Origin of the sequence: Sphingopyxis sp. Geo25 (assembly GCF_949769135.1) — a bacterium.
In the GTDB taxonomy this organism is placed as follows: Bacteria; Pseudomonadota; Alphaproteobacteria; order Sphingomonadales; family Sphingomonadaceae; genus Sphingopyxis.
The window spans coordinates 40,287-56,694 of the sequence record NZ_CATKOZ010000008.1 but is presented as its reverse complement, the minus strand read 5'-3'; the positions used below and the strand labels follow the sequence as shown (position 1 = coordinate 56,694).

27 protein-coding genes are annotated in these 16,408 nt (G+C 65.1%); 3 read left to right on the top strand and 24 right to left on the bottom strand.

Going from position 1 to position 16,408, the window contains the following annotated elements:
- The first annotated feature begins 469 nt into the window (after positions 1-469).
- Positions 470-2,734, top strand: a complete 2,265-nt coding sequence (locus tag QOL68_RS16950; protein ID WP_282950191.1) for an NADP-dependent malic enzyme — start codon at positions 470-472, stop codon at positions 2,732-2,734.
- A 66-nt stretch (positions 2,735-2,800) separates the two neighbouring features.
- On the opposite strand, the gene QOL68_RS16945 is transcribed toward QOL68_RS16950, so the two are convergent.
- On the bottom strand, positions 2,801-3,292 hold the full coding sequence (locus QOL68_RS16945) for an outer membrane protein assembly factor BamE (RefSeq protein ID WP_204993509.1): 492 nt from the start codon (positions 3,290-3,292) through the stop codon (positions 2,801-2,803).
- Between the two features lie 170 nt (positions 3,293-3,462).
- On the opposite strand from QOL68_RS16945, the gene QOL68_RS16940 reads away from it, so the two are divergent.
- Both QOL68_RS16940 and QOL68_RS16935 read left to right on the top strand, forming a co-directional pair.
- Positions 3,463-3,987 (top strand): ubiquinol-cytochrome C chaperone family protein, encoded by a 525-nt coding sequence (locus QOL68_RS16940; RefSeq protein WP_282950190.1) that lies wholly within the window; start codon positions 3,463-3,465, stop codon positions 3,985-3,987.
- Positions 3,984-4,511, top strand: coding sequence for a YceD family protein (locus tag QOL68_RS16935; RefSeq protein ID WP_282950189.1), 528 nt, complete (start codon positions 3,984-3,986; stop codon positions 4,509-4,511). Before QOL68_RS16940 ends, QOL68_RS16935 begins: the two co-directional genes overlap by 4 nt.
- Here the strand turns inward: QOL68_RS16935 and QOL68_RS16930 are convergent.
- The 23 genes from QOL68_RS16930 to rplD form a co-directional block, all read right to left on the bottom strand.
- Positions 4,508-5,182 (bottom strand): SRPBCC family protein, encoded by a 675-nt coding sequence (locus QOL68_RS16930; RefSeq protein ID WP_282950188.1) that lies wholly within the window; start codon positions 5,180-5,182, stop codon positions 4,508-4,510. The genes QOL68_RS16935 and QOL68_RS16930 overlap by 4 nt on opposite strands.
- Before the next feature lie 124 nt (positions 5,183-5,306).
- A complete protein-coding gene (locus QOL68_RS16925) occupies positions 5,307-5,960 on the bottom strand; it encodes an adenylate kinase (protein WP_282950187.1) in 654 nt (217 codons plus the stop codon).
- A gap of 48 nt (positions 5,961-6,008) precedes the next feature.
- On the bottom strand, positions 6,009-7,382 hold the full coding sequence (gene secY, locus QOL68_RS16920) for a preprotein translocase subunit SecY (protein ID WP_058454363.1): 1,374 nt from the start codon (positions 7,380-7,382) through the stop codon (positions 6,009-6,011).
- A gap of 270 nt (positions 7,383-7,652) precedes the next feature.
- Positions 7,653-8,177 (bottom strand): 50S ribosomal protein L15, encoded by a 525-nt coding sequence (rplO, locus tag QOL68_RS16915; RefSeq protein ID WP_282950186.1) that lies wholly within the window; start codon positions 8,175-8,177, stop codon positions 7,653-7,655.
- Between the two features lie 47 nt (positions 8,178-8,224).
- Positions 8,225-8,431 carry a DUF1737 domain-containing protein gene (locus tag QOL68_RS16910; RefSeq protein ID WP_058454362.1) on the bottom strand — a complete coding sequence of 69 codons (207 nt, stop codon included), beginning with the start codon at positions 8,429-8,431 and terminating at the stop codon, positions 8,225-8,227.
- Between the two features lie 6 nt (positions 8,432-8,437).
- On the bottom strand, positions 8,438-8,623 hold the full coding sequence (gene rpmD / locus QOL68_RS16905; protein WP_058454361.1) for a 50S ribosomal protein L30: 186 nt from the start codon (positions 8,621-8,623) through the stop codon (positions 8,438-8,440).
- 4 nt (positions 8,624-8,627) lie between these two features.
- Positions 8,628-9,320, bottom strand: a complete 693-nt coding sequence (gene rpsE, locus QOL68_RS16900; RefSeq protein ID WP_058454360.1) for a 30S ribosomal protein S5 — start codon at positions 9,318-9,320, stop codon at positions 8,628-8,630.
- Position 9,321: 1 nt separating this feature from the next.
- Positions 9,322-9,678, bottom strand: coding sequence for a 50S ribosomal protein L18 (gene rplR, locus QOL68_RS16895; protein ID WP_058454359.1), 357 nt, complete (start codon positions 9,676-9,678; stop codon positions 9,322-9,324).
- A 3-nt stretch (positions 9,679-9,681) separates the two neighbouring features.
- Positions 9,682-10,215, bottom strand: coding sequence for a 50S ribosomal protein L6 (gene rplF, locus QOL68_RS16890; protein WP_058454358.1), 534 nt, complete (start codon positions 10,213-10,215; stop codon positions 9,682-9,684).
- Positions 10,215-10,619, bottom strand: a complete 405-nt coding sequence (gene rpsH / locus QOL68_RS16885) for a 30S ribosomal protein S8 (RefSeq protein WP_058454357.1) — start codon at positions 10,617-10,619, stop codon at positions 10,215-10,217. The genes rplF and rpsH overlap by 1 nt, the downstream gene beginning before the upstream one ends.
- 11 nt (positions 10,620-10,630) lie before the next feature.
- Positions 10,631-10,936 (bottom strand): 30S ribosomal protein S14, encoded by a 306-nt coding sequence (gene rpsN, locus QOL68_RS16880; RefSeq protein ID WP_058454356.1) that lies wholly within the window; start codon positions 10,934-10,936, stop codon positions 10,631-10,633.
- Positions 10,937-10,988: 52 nt separating this feature from the next.
- Positions 10,989-11,567, bottom strand: coding sequence for a 50S ribosomal protein L5 (rplE, locus tag QOL68_RS16875; protein ID WP_058454355.1), 579 nt, complete (start codon positions 11,565-11,567; stop codon positions 10,989-10,991).
- Entirely contained in the window at positions 11,560-11,877 is a 318-nt protein-coding gene (gene rplX, locus QOL68_RS16870) for a 50S ribosomal protein L24 (RefSeq protein WP_058454354.1), read from the bottom strand. Before rplX ends, rplE begins: the two co-directional genes overlap by 8 nt.
- 2 nt (positions 11,878-11,879) lie before the next feature.
- Positions 11,880-12,248 (bottom strand): 50S ribosomal protein L14, encoded by a 369-nt coding sequence (gene rplN, locus QOL68_RS16865; RefSeq protein ID WP_011543078.1) that lies wholly within the window; start codon positions 12,246-12,248, stop codon positions 11,880-11,882.
- Between the two features lie 64 nt (positions 12,249-12,312).
- Positions 12,313-12,588, bottom strand: a complete 276-nt coding sequence (gene rpsQ / locus QOL68_RS16860; protein WP_058454353.1) for a 30S ribosomal protein S17 — start codon at positions 12,586-12,588, stop codon at positions 12,313-12,315.
- Between the two features lie 12 nt (positions 12,589-12,600).
- Entirely contained in the window at positions 12,601-12,804 is a 204-nt protein-coding gene (gene rpmC / locus QOL68_RS16855) for a 50S ribosomal protein L29 (protein ID WP_058454352.1), read from the bottom strand.
- 5 nt (positions 12,805-12,809) lie between these two features.
- Positions 12,810-13,241 (bottom strand): 50S ribosomal protein L16, encoded by a 432-nt coding sequence (gene rplP / locus QOL68_RS16850; protein ID WP_058454351.1) that lies wholly within the window; start codon positions 13,239-13,241, stop codon positions 12,810-12,812.
- Between the two features lie 11 nt (positions 13,242-13,252).
- Entirely contained in the window at positions 13,253-13,960 is a 708-nt protein-coding gene (gene rpsC / locus QOL68_RS16845; protein ID WP_058454350.1) for a 30S ribosomal protein S3, read from the bottom strand.
- 1 nt (position 13,961) lies between these two features.
- Complete coding sequence (rplV, locus tag QOL68_RS16840; protein ID WP_054589690.1) at positions 13,962-14,342, bottom strand: 50S ribosomal protein L22; 381 nt, start codon at positions 14,340-14,342, stop codon at positions 13,962-13,964.
- Positions 14,342-14,617 (bottom strand): 30S ribosomal protein S19, encoded by a 276-nt coding sequence (rpsS, locus tag QOL68_RS16835; RefSeq protein ID WP_003042215.1) that lies wholly within the window; start codon positions 14,615-14,617, stop codon positions 14,342-14,344. Before rpsS ends, rplV begins: the two co-directional genes overlap by 1 nt.
- Positions 14,618-14,620: 3 nt before the next feature.
- Positions 14,621-15,457, bottom strand: coding sequence for a 50S ribosomal protein L2 (gene rplB, locus QOL68_RS16830; protein ID WP_282950185.1), 837 nt, complete (start codon positions 15,455-15,457; stop codon positions 14,621-14,623).
- 23 nt (positions 15,458-15,480) lie between these two features.
- On the bottom strand, positions 15,481-15,789 hold the full coding sequence (locus QOL68_RS16825; RefSeq protein ID WP_282950184.1) for a 50S ribosomal protein L23: 309 nt from the start codon (positions 15,787-15,789) through the stop codon (positions 15,481-15,483).
- A complete protein-coding gene (rplD, locus tag QOL68_RS16820) occupies positions 15,782-16,408 on the bottom strand; it encodes a 50S ribosomal protein L4 (protein ID WP_058454347.1) in 627 nt (208 codons plus the stop codon). The genes QOL68_RS16825 and rplD overlap by 8 nt, the downstream gene beginning before the upstream one ends.

Sequence of the window (16,408 nt, the reverse complement as noted above, 5' to 3'; positions counted from 1 at the left end):
GGGCGGTGGCGGACATCGCACCCTGCTTAGTGATTGGGGGCAGCAAGGCAAGGCGCGGGTCGCGAATGGCGGCTTTGGGGTGGTTTCCAGACCTTCGTCATCCCGGACTTGATCCGGGATCCATTGCAGCGCCGAATTCGTGGATCCCGGATCAAGTCCGGGATGACGATGAAGGAATTATCCTCCCTGTGGCGTAGCCATGGGGAGGGGGACCGTCGCCGCAGGCGATGGTGGAGGGGCGGCAGCGGCCGCGCCACTTGCCCCTCCGTCAGCGCTTCGCGCTGCCACCTCCCCATGCCTGCGGCACAGGGAGGATCAATGTCCCCAATCGGTCGCTCCCAGTCGTTCGCAACCCTTGCGCCTGGACGCCACCCGAGTTTGCAACATTGCCGGTTACAATTCGCCCCGGTGGCGCTAGGGGAATCGGAAACGGGCGCGCGGTCTGGAAACACGAAACAGGGGACAAGGAATGGCCAGCGATAGCAAGGTGCAGTTTTCGGACCGCGAGGCCCTGCTCTATCATAGTTATGGGCGGCCCGGGAAAATCGAGATCGTCGCCTCGAAACCGATGGCGACGCAGCGCGACCTTTCGCTCGCCTATTCGCCCGGCGTCGCGGTGCCCGTGCTCGCAATCGCCGAGGATCCGGGGAGCGCCTATGACTATACGGTCAAGGGGAACCTCGTCGCCGTCATCTCGAATGGCACCGCGATCCTCGGCCTCGGCAATCTGGGCGCGCTTGCCTCGAAGCCGGTGATGGAGGGCAAGGCCGTCCTGTTCAAGCGCTTCGCCGACGTCGATTCGATCGACCTCGAAGTCGCCACCGAAGATCCGCAGCGCTTCATAGAGGCGGTCGAACTGCTCGAGCCGAGCTTCGGCGGCATCAACCTCGAGGATATCGCGGCGCCGAACTGCTTCATCATCGAAGCGGCGCTGAAAGAAAAGATGAACATCCCGGTGTTCCATGACGACCAGCATGGCACCGCGATCATCACCGCCGCCGGCCTGATCAACGCCTGCCACCTGACCGGGCGCGACCTGTCGACGGTCAAGGTCGTCGTCAACGGCGCCGGCGCGGCGGCGATCGCCTGCACGGCGCTGATCAAGGCGCTGGGCGTGCGGCACGAGAATGTGATCATGTGCGACCGCAAGGGCACCATCTATCAGGGCCGCACCGAAGGCATGGACCAGTGGAAGTCGGCGCACGCGGTGCCCACCGAAGCGCGCAACCTGACCGAAGCGCTGAAGGGCGCCGACGTCTTCCTCGGCCTGTCGGCGGCCGGCGCGCTGAAGCCCGAGATGGTCAAGGACATGGCGCCCGCGCCGATCATCTTCGCGATGGCGAATCCCGACCCCGAAATCTCGCCGCCCGATGCGCGCGCGGCGCGCCCCGACGCGATCATCGCCACGGGCCGTTCGGATTTCCCGAACCAGGTCAACAACGTCCTCTGCTTCCCCTTCATCTTCCGCGGCGCGCTCGACGTGCGGGCAACCGCGATCAACGAGGAGATGAAGATCGCCGCCGCCTATGCCATCGCCGACCTTGCGCGCCAGCAGGTGCCGGAAGAAGTGGCCGCAGCCTATGGCGGGCGCGCGTCGAGCTTCGGCCCCGAATATATCATCCCCTCGCCCTTCGACCCGCGCCTGATGGAAATCGTCCCCGCCGCGGTCGCCAAGGCGGCGATGGACACCGGCGTCGCGCAGCGGCCGATCGCCGATATGGAGGACTATCGCACCGAGCTTCGCGCGCGGCTCAACCCGACGACCTCGGTGCTGACGCTCGCCTATGAGGCGGCGCGCGCCAATCCGAAGCGCATCGTTTTTGCCGAGGGCGAAGAGGAAGTGGTGCTGCGCGCCGCGATCCAGTTCCGCGATGGCGGCTATGGCATTCCGGTGCTCGTCGGACGCGAAGGGCTGCACGACAAGCTGCGCGCGATGGGTGTGCCCGACGCCGAGAGTTTCGAGGTCCACAACAGCGTCAATTCGCCGCACGTCCCGCAGATGGTCGACATGCTCTACGAACGGCTGCAGCGCCGCGGATACCTCCGCCGCGACGTGGAGCGGATGGTCAACCGCGACCGTAACATCTTCGGCTCGCTTCTGCTCCAGCTCGGCCTCGCCGATGCGATGATCACCGGCACGACGCGCACCTATTCGCAGTCGATGCGCGAGGTGCGGCGCGTGATCGACCATGCCGAAGGCAAGACGCCGTTCGGCATCCACGTCCTCGTCGACCAGCATCACACCATCTTCATGGCCGACACGACGGTCAACGAGCGCCCGAGCGCCGAGATGCTTGCCGACATCGCCGAGCGTACCGCGCACGTCGCGCGGCGGATGGGTCATGAACCGCGCGTCGCCTTTCTCTCCTATTCGACCTTCGGGAACCCGCCGGGCTCGTGGCTCGACAATATCCGCGAGGCCGTCTGCATCCTCGACGAACGCAATCCCGGCTTCGAATATGAAGGCGAAATGGCGCCCGACGTCGCGCTCAACCTGCGCGCGATGAAGAACTATCCCTTCTGCCGTCTGTCAGGCCCGGCGAACGTCCTCGTCATGCCGGGGCTGCAGTCGGCGAACCTGTCGGCGAAGCTGCTGCGCGAACTTGGCGGCGGCGCAGTGATCGGCCCGATGCTGATCGGGATGGAAAAGCCGGTGCAGGTCGCGACGATGTCGTCGACCGCGTCGGACCTCGTCACCCTCGCCGTCCTGGCGGCGGGCGGTATCGCGCAGTAAAAGAAAGGCGGCGGTCGTCGGGGAGACGCCGCCGCTGTTGCAATCCGCCTGGCAAAGGCCGCCGGCTTACTGCCCCGGCGCGCCACCACCGGTCGTTCCCGGCGCACCGACCGCCCCGATATTGCCGAAGATGTCCTCGAAGAAGCTGCGCTCGCGGCCGAGCGTCGGCGTCTTGTCGCCATCGGGGTTGATCTTGCTCACCAGCTCGAGCCCGGTCTTGTCCACCGCGACGACATTGCCCGCGGGATCGAAGCGCACGCGCAGCACCTGCTGCGCGACGGGGCGCGGCCGGGCGAACGCCAGCTGGCGCGTCTCGCGCGAGACATAATAATATTCATTGTCGCTGAACTGACCGACGAAGGTCGGGCGGCCGAGGGTCTTTTCGACCGATTCGCGGTTGTCGACGCCGGGGGCGATCGCATCGGTCAGCACCGGATCGACGAAATAGCCCTGCCGGCCCTTGACCTGCGCGCAGCCGCTGGCGGTCAGCGCGAGCGCCACGCCCGCAACGATCAGGCGTGCGGGACGGGCGAAAGACTTGGGGTCGGCAATCGGCATCAACTCGTCTCCTTGCGCCGCTTTTCCCCGCATCGGGCGCCGGCGCTGGCAATCGCGCCTCTTAACCGCAAGCGGACGGCGCGCACAAGCGGCTTATGCCGCCCGAATGCTTGCGCCAAGCTGACTCAGAAGTCTTTTCGGATGGGCCGAATGCGCCTAAGCGTTGCGGCATGTTTTCTTCGCTCCGCAAGCTCTTCAAGTCCGAACCCGATCCCCGTGAAGCACGGCGCCCGCTGTGGAACGCCATCGTCGCGACCGCGCGGCAACCGCACTGGTATAGCGAGGGCGGCGTCCCCGACACGCTCGACGGTCGCTTCGACATGATCAGCCTGATCCTCGCGCTTGTCCTGCACCGGATCGACGAAGACCCGGAACAGGCGCGCGCGGGCGTCGAACTGACCGAATTGTTCGTCGACGACATGGACGGGCAGATGCGCCAGATCGGGTTCGGCGACATGGTCGTCGGCAAGCAGATCGGGCGGATGGTCGGCGCGCTCGGCGGCCGCCTCGGCGCCTATCAGGCCGCCGACGGATCGGATGAACTCAGGGCGGCGCTGGTGCGCAACCTGTGGCGCGGCAAGGAGCCGCCCGCCGCGGGGCTGGCGCATGTGATGGCGCGGGTGGCGGCGCAGCGCGCCGCGCTGGCGGCGACCCCGGTCGATACGCTCATCGTCGCCGACCGGCTGCCCGGATGAGCGCGCCCGAATTTTCGCACGTCGTCACGCTTGCCGAGGCGGCGCAAGGTCGCACGATGCGCCTCGAAGCCGACGAAGCCGTCCGCGCGGCGATTGCGAAGCGGCTCGACCTCGTCGCGCTCGACCGGTTCGTCGTCACCGCCGAGGTGCGCGCGGTCGCGGGCGGGATGGCCGCGAAGGGTGAGATCGAGGCCGCGGTCGTGCAGGGCTGCGCCGCGACCGCCCTGCCGGTGCCCGCGAAGCTCACCGAGCCGTTCGATCTTCGCTTCCTGACGGGCGCCGAGCCCGTCGTCGATCCCGACGAGGAGATCGAGATCAGCGACGGCGACTGCGATATCCTGCCGCTCGAGGACGACCGCGTCGATATCGGCGAGGCGGCGGTGCAGACATTGTCGCTGGCACTCGATCCCTTTCCGCGTCATCCGGACGCCGACGGCATCCTTGCCGAGAAGGGCGTGCTCCGCGAGGAGCAGGCGGGGCCTTTCGCGGCGCTCGCGAAGCTGCGCGGGAAACCCGGCGCCTAATCGCTCTCGGGCGTCTCTTTCGGTGCATCCTTGACGAGGTCCGCGACCGCGGCGTCGAGACCCTGCTCGTCCTTCGGAGGCGCTTCCGTGGCCGCGCCATCGGTTTCACCTCGTGCGACGGGCAACGATCCGCCGAGCGCCTTCGCCAGCCCGACGAGCTGCTCGCCGAGCACGCGGTCGACCCCCGGCGCGACGTCGGCGACCTTGAAGCGCATATAGCCGCCGACCGTATAGTCGAAGCGGATCGCGCTGCCGGTCGGCGTCGGCTTGATCTGGATCGTCAACGTGCCGACGACGGCCTCACCCTGCAGCGGGCCGAAGGCGCCCGACAGGCGCATCAGTTCGTCGGGTTTTGCGAACAGGATGCGCGCGTGCTGGACGCTGCCCGGCGCACCGCCCGGCTTGGCGGGAGGCAGCTTTTCGCAGAAGCAACCGCCGGCCTGCGAATCGAGCCAGAAATTCGCCGCGTCACCCGACCAGCTATGGTCCTTCGACCACCATTTGTCGGGGGTACGGAGCATCTTCCAGACGTCTTCGGGCGAGGCGGCGACCTGCGCGCTGTGCGCGACGGTGAAGCCGATGTCGCTCTGGTCGATGACCTTCGCCTGCGCGGGCATAGCCAGCGCAGCAGCCGAGAGTATCCCAGCGGCGAGACAGGATTTAGATTTCATACAATCCCCCTCCTCCCTGAGCTCCGTCATTGCGAGCGAAGCGAAGCAATCCAGGGCGGCCTTACACCGCTCTGGATTGCCACGGGCCTGCGGCCCTCGCAATGGCGTTTACAATCGGTTCGGCTCAGCTGCCGAGGATCGCCTCGATCGCGCCGTTGACATGGTCGATGTCGGCCATGCCGTCGACCTTGCTGACGATGCCGCGCGCCTCGTAGATCGGCAGGATCGGCGCTGTCTTGGCACGATATTCGGCCATGCGCGTGCGCACCGTTTCCTCATTGTCGTCGGGACGACGCTTGAACTCGTGGCTACCGCACACATCGCAGGTGCCTTCGACCTTGGGCAGCTTGTAGCGGTCGTGATAACCCTCGCCGCACCTGGCGCACGAAAAGCGGCCGGTGATGCGGTCGACGAGCGCGTCCTCCTCGACGACCAGCTCGATCACATGGTCGAGCTTGCGGCCGCGATCCGACAGGATCTGGTCGAGCGCGTCGGCCTGTGCGGCGGTGCGCGGATAGCCGTCGAAGATCACCGAGGTGTCGCCGCCGAGCTCGTCGAGCCGTTCGCCGATCAGGCCCGAGACGATCTCGTCCGAGACGAGCTCGCCCGCGTCCATGACCGCTTTCGCCTGGAGGCCGATCGGGGTGCCCGCCTTGACCGCGGCGCGCAGCATGTCGCCGGTCGAGAGCTGAACCATGCCATGCTCGCTTTCGAGCCGCGATGCCTGCGTTCCCTTGCCCGCGCCCGGCGGTCCAAGCAAAATGATGTTCAGCGTCATGGAAGCCCCTGTTACCTCTGCCCTGTCGGGATTCGCGTAGCGGCGGCGTCAGCGACGCGCAATCCCGCCTTTCAATTTGGCCTTCTTGATGAGGTCGCCATATTGATGCGCGAGCATGTGGCTCTGGATCTGGCTGATCGTGTCGATCGTGACGTTGACGATGATCAACAGGCTGGTGCCGCCGAGCTGGAAGGGCAACCCCGATCCCGCGATGAAATATTCGGGGATGAGACAGATCGCCGCGAGGTACGCAGCGCCGATCACGGTGATGCGCGTGAGCACGAAGTCGAGATAGGCGGCGGTGTTCTTGCCCGGGCGGATGCCGGGAATGAAGCCGTTCTGGCGCTTCAGATTGTCGGCGGTTTCCTCGGGATTGAAGACCACGGCGACGTAGAAGAAGCAGAAGAAGATGATCCCCGCGGCATAGAGCGCCATGTAGAGCGGCTGGCCGTGCGCGAGATACTGGTTGAGCGAGACGAGGAATTCGCCCCACGCCGTATCCTGCTGGACATTGTTGCCGAGCATCTGGGTCACCGTCAGCGGCATCAGCAGCAGCGACGAGGCGAAGATCGGCGGGATGACGCCCGCGGTGTTGACCTTGAGCGGCAGGTGGCTGCGGTCGGCCTGCATCACGCCGCGCTGCGTCGCGCGCTTCGGATATTGGACGAGGACGCGGCGCTGTGCGCGTTCCATGAAGGCGATGAAGGCGATGACGACGATCGCGCCGCCGACGACCGCGACGATCGTGCCGCCGCCCATCGAGCCTTCGCGCACCTGCGTGAACATCTGCGCGAAGCTGCGTGGCAGCTGGGCAAGAATGCCCGCCATGATGATCAGCGAGACGCCGTTGCCGATGCCGCGGCTGGTGATCTGCTCGCCGAGCCACATCAGGAACAAAGTACCGCCGACGATCGAGATGACGGCGCCGATGCGGAACATCATGCCGGGGTCGACGACCGCCGCGATGCCCTGGCTCTGGCCGAGCGTTTCTAGGCCGACGGCGATGAAATAACCCTGAATCGCGGTGAGGAACACCGTGCCGTAGCGCGTGTACTGGTTGAGCTTCTTGCGCCCGCTCTCGCCCTCTTTCTTGAGCGCGGCGAGGCTCGGCGCCAGCGCCGAAGCGAGCTGCACGACGATCGACGCCGTGATATAGGGCATGACGCCGAGCGCGATGATGCTCATGCGCTCGAGGCTGCCGCCCGAGAAGGTGTTGAAGATGTCGAGGACGCCGCCCGACGCGGCTTGGCTGTAGAGTCGCGACAACGCGACGGGGTCAACCCCGGGCAGCGGCACGAACGACAGGAAGCGGAAGACGATCAGCGCGCCGATCGTGAACCAGATGCGGTTCTTGAGTTCGGTCGCCTGGCCGAACTTAGAAAAATTGAGGTTGGATGCAAGCTGGTCGGCGCGAGAGGCCATCGGTAGTTTCCTCGAGGATATTCCGGACCGCGCCCCCGCGACCCGGCGCCTATGTGCGTTCGGAGGTCACGAAGCGCAAGGGGAAAGGCCTTACTTAAGCGGCAGGTTGATACCGAATGCCGCCTTCATTGTCCGTTCGCATCGAGCGAAGTCGAGATGCCCCTCGAACTTGCGCTGTCCCGATGGGTGTCTCGACTTCGCTCGACACGAACGGGAAAAGAGAGGTCGTCAAATGACGTAGGGCGGCCCTTTCGGAGCCGCCCTCGTATATTACTCGGCCTTGGCCTTGGCGCGCCGCTGGGCCTTCTTGCCTTCGGGCGCCGCTTCCTTGACTTCGGGAAGCTCGACCTTGCCACCGGCCTTCTCGACCGCCTCGATCGCGCCCTTCGACGCGCCGGCGACCGCAAAGGTCAGCTTGGCCGTGAGTTCACCCTTGGCGAGGAGACGGACGCCGTCCTTGCCGCCGCGCGCAACGCCAGCGGCCTTCAGCGCGGCGTGATCGATCACGGCCTTCGCATCGAGCTTCTTGGCATCGACCAGCTTCTGCACCAGGCCAAGGTTCACGATCGCGAAATCCTTGCCGAAGATGTTATTGAAGCCGCGCTTCGGGATGCGCATGTGGAGCGGCATCTGGCCGCCCTCGAAACCGTTGATCGCGACGCCGCTGCGGGCCTTCTGACCCTTCTGGCCGCGGCCGGCGGTCTTGCCCTTGCCCGAGCCGATGCCGCGTCCGACGCGCATGCGGCCCTTGCGGGCGCCCTTGTTGTCGCTGAGTTCGTTAAGCTTGATCGTCATGTCTGTGCACTCGCTTTCGCTGTGGTCGCGCTGTGGACCGAAAGATTTCAGTCCGGTTCGATTTCATTCGATGGCTGAAAACCGGGATAGGGCCCGGCTTTCTCCATCACGATGGCCTGGGCGACATAGCCGCGGCCATCGACTTCGGTAATCGAGGGGCTGCCGTGAAGCTGCCATCCCCGGTTGAGCAGTCCCTCGACCCGCGCGCAAAAGGCGCTGTCGTCGGGACCGGTCAACAGGCGGTAGAGCTTCACTGGCGCTTAGCCCTCGACGATTTCCACCATGTGCGGAAGCTTGCGGATCATGCCGCGCACTTCCGGCGTGTCGACCAGTTCGACTTCACGGTGCATCTTGCCCAGGCCGAGGCCGGTCAGGATCTTGCGCTGGTCCTTGGGGCGACGGATCGGCGAACCGATCTGGCGGATCTTGATCTTCTTGTCGGCCATCGTTTTACTCCGTCACCGCCGCGGCTTCCGCCTCGGCTGCGCGGTCGGACGAACCGCCACGCTTGATCAGGTCCGAAACCTTCTTGCCGCGACGCTGTGCGACCGACTTCGGGCTCGTCTGTTCGCCGAGCGCCTCGAAGGTCGCGCGGATCATGTTGTAGGGGTTCGAGGTGCCGACCGACTTGGTCACCACGTCGGCGACGCCCAGCGATTCGAACACGGCGCGCATCGGACCGCCGGCGATGATGCCGGTACCCGCGGGCGCCGAGCGCAGCGTGACGTTGCCGGCACCGAAGTGGCCACGGCCGTCATGGTGCAGCGTGCGGCCGTCGCGCAGCGGAACGCGGATCATCGCCTTCTTCGCAGCAGCCGTCGCCTTCGAAATGGCTTCGGGCACTTCGCGCGCCTTGCCATGACCGAAACCGGCGCGGCCCTTGCCGTCACCAACGACGACGAGCGCGGCGAAACCGAAGCGCTTGCCGCCCTTCACGGTCTTCGAAACGCGGTTGATGTGGACGAGCTTTTCAATAAGCTCTTCGCCACCGTCTTCGTCGCGCGGACGGCGATCGTCGCGGCGGCCACGGCCACCGTCACGGCCACCGCGGCCACCGTCGCGGCCGCCACGGCCACGGCGGGGAGCGCCGGTGTTTTCGGTCGCTTCGGGCGCCGCTTCGGCGTTCTGAATTTCGTCAGCCATATTAGAACTCCAATCCGCCTTCGCGAGCCGCGTCGGCCAGCGCCTTGATGCGCCCGTGGAACAGGAAGCCGCCACGGTCAAACACGACCTGCGTCACGCCCGCCTTCTTGGCGGCCTCGGCGAGGCGCTTGCCGACTTCGGCAGCGGCCGCAGCCGTGGCGCCCGAGGTCTTGCCGCGGACATCCTTGTCGAGCGTCGAAGCGGCGGCCAGCGTCGCACCGGCAGCGTCATCGATGAGCTGCGCATAGATGTGACGGCCCGAACGGTGCACCGAGAGACGCGGACGTCCACCGGCACGCTGGCGGAGGGCGGTACGCACGCGCTGGCGGCGTTTTTCGAAAGTGGTAAGATGTGCCATGGCTTACTTCTTCTTGCCTTCTTTGCGGAAGATGTACTCGCCGCGATACTTGATGCCCTTGCCCTTGTAGGGCTCCGGCTTGCGCCAGCGGCGGATTTCCGCCGCCACCTGACCGACCTTCTGCTTGTCGATACCGCTGATCTCGATCGTCGTGTTGTCCGGCGTCTTGATCTCGATGCCCTCGGGCACCGCGAAATCGACATCGTGGCTGTAGCCGAGCTGCAGCTTCAAGGTCTTGCCCTGCGAGTTGGCGCGATAGCCGACACCGGTGATTTCGAGCACCTTGGTGAAGCCCTCGGTCACGCCTGTGATCAGGTTCTGCACCAGCGTGCGCTGCATGCCCCAGAAGGCGCGCGCTTCACGCGTGTCGTTCGCGGGCTGCACCGAGATGCTGCCCTCACCGACTTCATATTTGATGTTGTCGGAGAGCGTCATCGCGAGGGTGCCCTTCGGGCCCTTCACCGAGAGCTGGCCGCCGTCGATCGCAGCGGTCACACCGCTGGGGATCGCCACTGCCTTTTTACCAATGCGCGACATCAGAACACCTCCGCCAGCACTTCGCCGCCGACATTATGTTCGCGGGCCTCGGCGTCCGAAAGAACGCCGCGCGGGGTCGACACGATGGTGATACCCAGGCCATTGCGCACGATCGGCAGCTCTTTCGAGCCCGAATAGACGCGGCGGCCCGGCTTCGAGACGCGAGCCACGTGGCGGATCGCCGGCTGGCCTTCGAAATATTTGAGCTCGATGCGAATGCCCTTGTGCTGGCCCTTCGCGCCCAGCGATTCTTCGCTGTAGCCGCGGATATAGCCTTCGCGCTGGAGCACATCGAGAACGCGGACGCGCAGGGTCGAGGCGGGAGTCAGGACGCTGTCCTTCTTCGCCTGCTGGCCGTTGCGGATGCGGGTGAGCATATCACCCAGGGGATCGGTCATTGCCATCTTCTAGTCCCTTACCAGCTCGACTTCACAACACCCGGGATCAGGCCCTTGTTGGCCAGATCGCGGAGCTGCACGCGGCACAGCCGGAATTTGCGGTAATAAGCACGCGGACGGCCCGTCAGCTCGCACCGGTTGCGGATGCGGGTCGGGTTACCGTTGCGCGGAATTTCCGCCATCTTGAGGCGCGCGATCAGACGCTCGCCATCGTCGAGCGAGGTGTCGGCCGCAATCGCCTTCAGCTTCGCATAACGGCCGGCGTATTTCTTCACCAGCTTCTTGCGACGCTCATTCTTGTTCACCGAACTCAGTTTCGCCATGACTTAAGTTCTCTTTCCTTCTTGAAAGAGCCTGCCTGGTCCCTAGCGGGACTCAGGCGGCTTCCTTTTCCTGCGCTTCGATCGGGAAGGGGAAGCCGAACAGCTTGAGCAGTTCGCGGGCCTCTTCGTCCGTGCGGGCGGTGGTGGTAACGATCACGTCCATGCCGCGCACCGTGTCGATGCGGTCATAGTTGATCTCGGGGAAGATGATCTGCTCTTTCAGGCCCATGGCATAGTTGCCACGACCGTCGAAGCTCTTCGCCGACACGCCGCGGAAGTCGCGGATGCGCGGCATGGCGATCGTGATCAGGCGATCGAGGAATTCGTACATGCGTTCGCGGCGCAGGGTGACCTTGCAACCGATCGGCATGCCTTCGCGCAGCTTGAACTGGGCGATCGACTTCTTCGCGCGGGTCACGACGGGCTTCTGACCGGCGATGAGTTCCATCTCGGCAGCGGCCGCTTCGACCTTCTTCTTGTCCTGCGTGGCTTCGCCGACGCCCATGTTGAGCGTGATCTTTTCGATCTTCGGCACTTCCATCGCATTCTTGTAACCGAACTTCTCGGTCATCGCCTTGACGATCTTGTCGTCATAGAGCTTGCGCATACGCGGGGTGTAAGCATCAGCCATTGATCGTCTCCCCGGACTTCACGGCCACGCGGACCTTCTTGCCGTCCTTGGTTTCAAAGCGGACGCGCGTCGGCTTGCCGGTCTTCGGATCGGCCAGCGCGACCTTGCTCGCGAAGAGCGGCGCTTCCTTGCGCTCGAGACCGCCCTGCGGGTTCTGCTGGGTCGGCTTGCGGTGGCGGGTGATGACGTTCACGCCCGCGACGACGACCTTGCCATCCTTCGGCAGCGCCTGCGTCACTTCGCCGGTCTTGCCCTTGTCCTTGCCGGACAGGACGACGACGGTGTCACCCTTCTTGATCTTGTTCGCCATGGTCAGAGCACCTCCGGCGCCAGGCTGATGATCTTCATGTAGCCGCGGCCGCGCAGTTCGCGGACGACGGGGCCGAAGATACGCGTGCCGATGGGCTCTTCGTTCTTGTTGACGAGCACGGCGGCGTTGCTGTCGAAACGGATCACCGAGCCGTCGGCGCGGCGAACGTCCTTCGCGGTGCGGACGATGACGGCGCGATGCACGTCACCCTTCTTCACCTTGCCGCGCGGCTGGGCTTCCTTGATCGAGACGACGATCACGTCGCCCACGCCGGCAGTGCGACGCTTCGAGCCGCCCAGCACCTTGATGCACTGGACGCGCTTCGCACCGCTGTTGTCGGCGACTTCCAATTGTGACTGCATCTGAATCATCGATGCATTTCCTTCTTCTCTGGCCTACCGGGCCATCCCGGCGGTTCCGTGAAACTCTTCGCGCTTACGCGTCGATCTCGTCGGCTTTCTTCGCCTTGGTCGAAACCTCGACCTTGTCGAGGACCTTCCAGGTCTTCAACTTCGAGATCGGACGCGTTTCCTCGATGCGGACGGTTTCGCCAGCCTTGAAGCTGTTGTCCTCATCGTGGGCGTGATACTTCTTCGAACGGCGGATGATCTTGCCGTAGAGCGGGTGCTTGACCTTACGCTCCACCTTCACCACGACGGTCTTGTCGCCCTTGTCGGACACCACCGTGCCGGTCAGAATGCGCTTCGGCATGGGTTGGTCTCCTTATTTCGCAGCCGAGCGCACGCGCCCGGTCTGTTCGGTCTTGATGCGCGCGATCGTGCGGCGCACTTCCTTGACCCGCGACGCCTTTTCCAGCTGGCCGGTGGCGGCCTGGAAACGGAGGTTGAACGCCTCGCGCTTCAGTTCGCCAAGCTGTTCGGCGAGCTGGTCGTCGGTCTTCTTGGTCAGATCTTCGGTCTTGGCCATGGCCCTCAACCCTCCAGATGCGAGGTGTCGCCGAGGCGGGCAACGACCTTCGTCTTGATCGGCAGCTTCATCGCCGCGCGTTCGAACGCCAGCGCGGCCACGGGGCCGGGAACGCCGTCGAGTTCGAACAGGATGCGGCCGGGCTTGACGCGGGCGGCCCAATATTCGGGCGAACCCTTGCCCTTACCCATACGGACTTCGGCGGGCTTCGACGACACGGGGACGTCGGGGAACACGCGGATCCACAGGCGCCCCTGACGCTTGATCGCACGGCTGATCGCACGGCGAGCCGCTTCGATCTGGCGCGCGGTGATGCGCTCGGGTTCCATCGCCTTCAGGCCATAGGAGCCGAAGTTCAGGTCGGTGCCGCCCTTGGCGAGGCCGTGGATGCGGCCCTTGAACGCCTTGCGGAACTTGGTTTTTTTCGGTTGCAGCATGTCAGCGTTCCTTAGCGGCGATCATCGCGAGCCGGACGGACACCGGTCGTCTGCGCATCGAGCATCAGACGGTCGGTCGCCATCGGGTCGTGACCCAGGATCTCGCCCTTGAAGATCCACACCTTGATGCCGCAAACGCCATAAGCGGTGTGCGCTTCGGCCTCGGCATAGTCGACGTTGGCGCGAAGCGTGTGCAGCGGCACACGGCCCTCGCGATACCATTCGGTGCGCGCGATTTCCGCGCCGCCTAGACGGCCGGCACAGTTGATGCGGATGCCCTCGGCGCCCAGACGCATCGCCGACTGCACCGCGCGCTTCATGGCGCGGCGGAAGGCGACACGGCGTTCGAGCTGGTCGGCAATGCCCTGTGCGACGAGCTTGGCGTCGACTTCGGGTTTGCGGATCTCGACGATGTTCAGCGACACGTCGCTGCCCGTCATCTCACCGAGCTGCTTGCGCAGCTTTTCGATGTCGGCGCCCTTCTTGCCGATGATGACGCCCGGACGGGCGGCATAGATCGACACGCGGCACAGCTTTGCCGGACGCTCGATCACGACCTTCGAGATCGCGGCCTGCGGCAGGTGCTTGAACACGAACTTGCGGATCTTCAGATCCTCGACAAGCATACGGCCATAGTCCTGGCCTTCGGCGAACCAGCGGCTGTCCCAGGTGCGGTTGACCTGCAGGCGCAGGCCGATCGGATTGCTCTTCTGGCCCATCTTACGCCTCTTCTTCCTGTTCGCGGACGACGATGCGGATGCGGCTGAAGGGCTTGACGATCCGGGTCGACTTGCCGCGGCCGCGAGCGTGCCAGCGCTTCATCGAGATCGACTTGCCCACGCTCGCTTCCTTGACGACCAGCGCGTCAACGTCGAGGTTGTGGTTGTTTTCCGCGTTGGCGACGGCGCTGGCAAGAACCTTGCGCACGTCGACCGCCATCGCCTTCTTCGAGAAAGCGAGGACGTTCATCGCGTCTTCGACCTTGCGGCCGCGGATCAGCGCCGCGACGAGGTTCAGCTTCTGCGCCGAACCGCGGATCTGCGTGCCCACGGACAATGCCTCATTATCCGCAACGCGGCGGGGGGACTTTTCCTTGCCCATTAGCGTTTGCCCTTCTTGTCGGCCGCGTGACCGGGGAAGAAGCGCGTCGGCGCAAATTCACCCAGCTTCATGCCGACCATATCTTCGTTCACCGACACCGGCACGAACTTGCGGCCGTTGTAGACGTTGAAGGTCAGCCCGACGAACTGCGGCAGGATGGTGGAGCGACGCGACCAGGTCTTGATCGGGGCAGAGCTGCCACCGTCCTGAGCCGCTTCGGCTTTCTTGAGGAGATGAAGGTCGACGAACGGACCCTTCCAGACCGAGCGAGCCATGGCTTACCTCTTCTTCTTCGCGTGACGCGACCGGATGATCATCTTGTCGGTCGACTTGTTGTGACGGGTACGAGCGCCCTTGGTCGGCTTGCCCCACGGGGTAACCGGATGACGGCCACCCGAGGTCCGGCCTTCACCACCGCCGTGCGGGTGGTCGACCGGGTTCTTCGCGACGCCGCGAGTGAGCGGACGCTTGCCGAGCCAGCGGCCACGGCCGGCCTTGCCCAGGTTGGTGTTCTGGTTGTCGGGGTTCGACACCGCGCCGACCGTGCCCATGCACTCGCCGCGGATGTAACGCTGTTCGCCCGAACCGAGACGCACGATGACGAGACCGCGGTCACGACCGACGACCTGCGCATAGGTGCCGGCCGAACGGGCGATCTGGCCGCCCTTGCCCGGCTTCATCTCGATGTTGTGGACGATCGTGCCGACCGGCATCTGCGACAATTCCATCGCGTTGCCCGGCTTCACGTCGGTCTTCTTGCCCGCGACGATCGTGTCGCCGACGCCCAGGCGCTGCGGCGCGAGGATGTAGGCTTGCGTTCCGTCTTCATACTTCACGAGCGCGATGAACGCCGTGCGGTTCGGGTCATATTCCAGACGCTCGACGGTGGCCGGCATGTCCCACTTGCGACGCTTGAAGTCGATGAAGCGGTACTTCTGCTTGTGGCCGCCGGCGATACCGCGCGAGGTCACATGACCCTTGTTGTTGCGGCCACCGGTCTTGCGCTTGCCTTCGGTCAGCGCCTTGACGGGCTTGCCCTTCCACAGCGACGACTTGTCGACGAGGATCAGGCCGCGCTGCGCGGGGCTGGTCGGATTATAATGTTTGAGTGCCATTTTCTTGTCCCTTCCCGAGCCGCTCAGACGCCCGTGGTGACGTCGATCGACTGGCCTTCGGCCAGGCGAACGATCGCCTTCTTCACGTCGCTGCGGGTGTAGGGCTTGCCCTTCCAGCGCTTGGTCTTGCCCTTGGTGACGAGCGTGTTGACGCTCAGCACCTTGACATCGAACAGCGCCTCGACGGCGGCCTTGATCGCGGGCTTGGTCGCGTCGTCCGCGACCCTGAACACCACGGCGTTGTTTTCGCCGAGCAGCGTCGACTTCTCGGTGATCACCGGAGCGAGGATCACGTCATAGTGACGCGCGTCGATGGTCTTTGCCTTAGCCATTGCAGCGGGCCTCCAGCTTTTCGACCGCCGCGCGGGTCAGGACCAGCGTGTCGGCACGGATGATGTCATAGACGTTGGCGCCGATGGCCGGCAGCGAATCGATGCCGATCAGGTTGGCCGACGCCATCGCGAAGCTTTCGTGCACCGCATCGCCGTCGATGAAGAGGGCGCGATTGCCGAGTTCGAGCTTGCCGAGCTTGCCGGCGAGCGCCTTGGTCTTCGCGTCCTTGAGCTCGAGCGTGTCGATGACGACGAGCTTGCCGCCCTTCGCCTTGTCGCTCAAAGCCATCTTCAGGCCGAGGGTGCGGATCTTCTTGTTCAGCGAGTGGCCGAAGGTGCGGGCACGCGGGCCGTGCGCCTTGCCGCCGCCGATGAAGATCGGCGCCTTGCGGTCGCCGTGGCGAGCCGTACCGCCGCCCTTCTGGCGACCGAACTTCTTGCCGGTGCGGGCGACGTCGCTGCGCTCGCGGGCGGCGCGGGCGGGGCCGCGGCGCTTTTCGAGCTGCCACGCGACGACGCGGTGCAGAATGTCGGCACGCGCGTCGACGCCGAAGACGTCGTCGTTAAGGTCGATGTCGGCGCCAGCCTTGCCATCGAGGGTCTGTACCTTGACCTTCAT

Bases quoted from the DNA above. Each gene is read 5' to 3' on its own strand.
- QOL68_RS16950 (WP_282950191.1), top strand. From the start codon at position 470: ATGGCCAGCGATAGCAAGGTGCAGTTTTCGGACCGCGAGGCCCTGCTC.
- QOL68_RS16945 (WP_204993509.1), bottom strand. From the start codon at position 3,292: ATGCCGATTGCCGACCCCAAGTCTTTCGCCCGTCCCGCACGCCTGATC.
- QOL68_RS16940 (WP_282950190.1), top strand. From the start codon at position 3,463: ATGTTTTCTTCGCTCCGCAAGCTCTTCAAGTCCGAACCCGATCCCCGT.
- QOL68_RS16935 (WP_282950189.1), top strand. From the start codon at position 3,984: ATGAGCGCGCCCGAATTTTCGCACGTCGTCACGCTTGCCGAGGCGGCG.
- QOL68_RS16930 (WP_282950188.1), bottom strand. From the start codon at position 5,182: ATGAAATCTAAATCCTGTCTCGCCGCTGGGATACTCTCGGCTGCTGCG.
- QOL68_RS16925 (WP_282950187.1), bottom strand. From the start codon at position 5,960: ATGACGCTGAACATCATTTTGCTTGGACCGCCGGGCGCGGGCAAGGGA.
- secY (WP_058454363.1), bottom strand. From the start codon at position 7,382: ATGGCCTCTCGCGCCGACCAGCTTGCATCCAACCTCAATTTTTCTAAG.
- rplO (WP_282950186.1), bottom strand. From the start codon at position 8,177: ATGACGATCAAGCTTAACGAACTCAGCGACAACAAGGGCGCCCGCAAG.
- rpmD (WP_058454361.1), bottom strand. From the start codon at position 8,623: ATGGCCGACAAGAAGATCAAGATCCGCCAGATCGGTTCGCCGATCCGT.
- rpsE (WP_058454360.1), bottom strand. From the start codon at position 9,320: ATGGCTGACGAAATTCAGAACGCCGAAGCGGCGCCCGAAGCGACCGAA.
- rplR (WP_058454359.1), bottom strand. From the start codon at position 9,678: ATGGCACATCTTACCACTTTCGAAAAACGCCGCCAGCGCGTGCGTACC.
- rplF (WP_058454358.1), bottom strand. From the start codon at position 10,215: ATGTCGCGCATTGGTAAAAAGGCAGTGGCGATCCCCAGCGGTGTGACC.
- rpsH (WP_058454357.1), bottom strand. From the start codon at position 10,619: ATGGCAATGACCGATCCCCTGGGTGATATGCTCACCCGCATCCGCAAC.
- rpsN (WP_058454356.1), bottom strand. From the start codon at position 10,936: ATGGCGAAACTGAGTTCGGTGAACAAGAATGAGCGTCGCAAGAAGCTG.
- rplE (WP_058454355.1), bottom strand. From the start codon at position 11,567: ATGGCTGATGCTTACACCCCGCGTATGCGCAAGCTCTATGACGACAAG.
- rplX (WP_058454354.1), bottom strand. From the start codon at position 11,877: ATGGCGAACAAGATCAAGAAGGGTGACACCGTCGTCGTCCTGTCCGGC.
- rplN (WP_011543078.1), bottom strand. From the start codon at position 12,248: ATGATTCAGATGCAGTCACAATTGGAAGTCGCCGACAACAGCGGTGCG.
- rpsQ (WP_058454353.1), bottom strand. From the start codon at position 12,588: ATGCCGAAGCGCATTCTGACCGGCACGGTGGTGTCCGACAAGGGCGAC.
- rpmC (WP_058454352.1), bottom strand. From the start codon at position 12,804: ATGGCCAAGACCGAAGATCTGACCAAGAAGACCGACGACCAGCTCGCC.
- rplP (WP_058454351.1), bottom strand. From the start codon at position 13,241: ATGCTGCAACCGAAAAAAACCAAGTTCCGCAAGGCGTTCAAGGGCCGC.
- rpsC (WP_058454350.1), bottom strand. From the start codon at position 13,960: ATGGGCCAGAAGAGCAATCCGATCGGCCTGCGCCTGCAGGTCAACCGC.
- rplV (WP_054589690.1), bottom strand. From the start codon at position 14,342: ATGGGCAAGGAAAAGTCCCCCCGCCGCGTTGCGGATAATGAGGCATTG.
- rpsS (WP_003042215.1), bottom strand. From the start codon at position 14,617: ATGGCTCGCTCGGTCTGGAAGGGTCCGTTCGTCGACCTTCATCTCCTC.
- rplB (WP_282950185.1), bottom strand. From the start codon at position 15,457: ATGGCACTCAAACATTATAATCCGACCAGCCCCGCGCAGCGCGGCCTG.
- QOL68_RS16825 (WP_282950184.1), bottom strand. From the start codon at position 15,789: ATGGCTAAGGCAAAGACCATCGACGCGCGTCACTATGACGTGATCCTC.
- rplD (WP_058454347.1), bottom strand. From the start codon at position 16,408: ATGAAGGTCAAGGTACAGACCCTCGATGGCAAGGCTGGCGCCGACATC.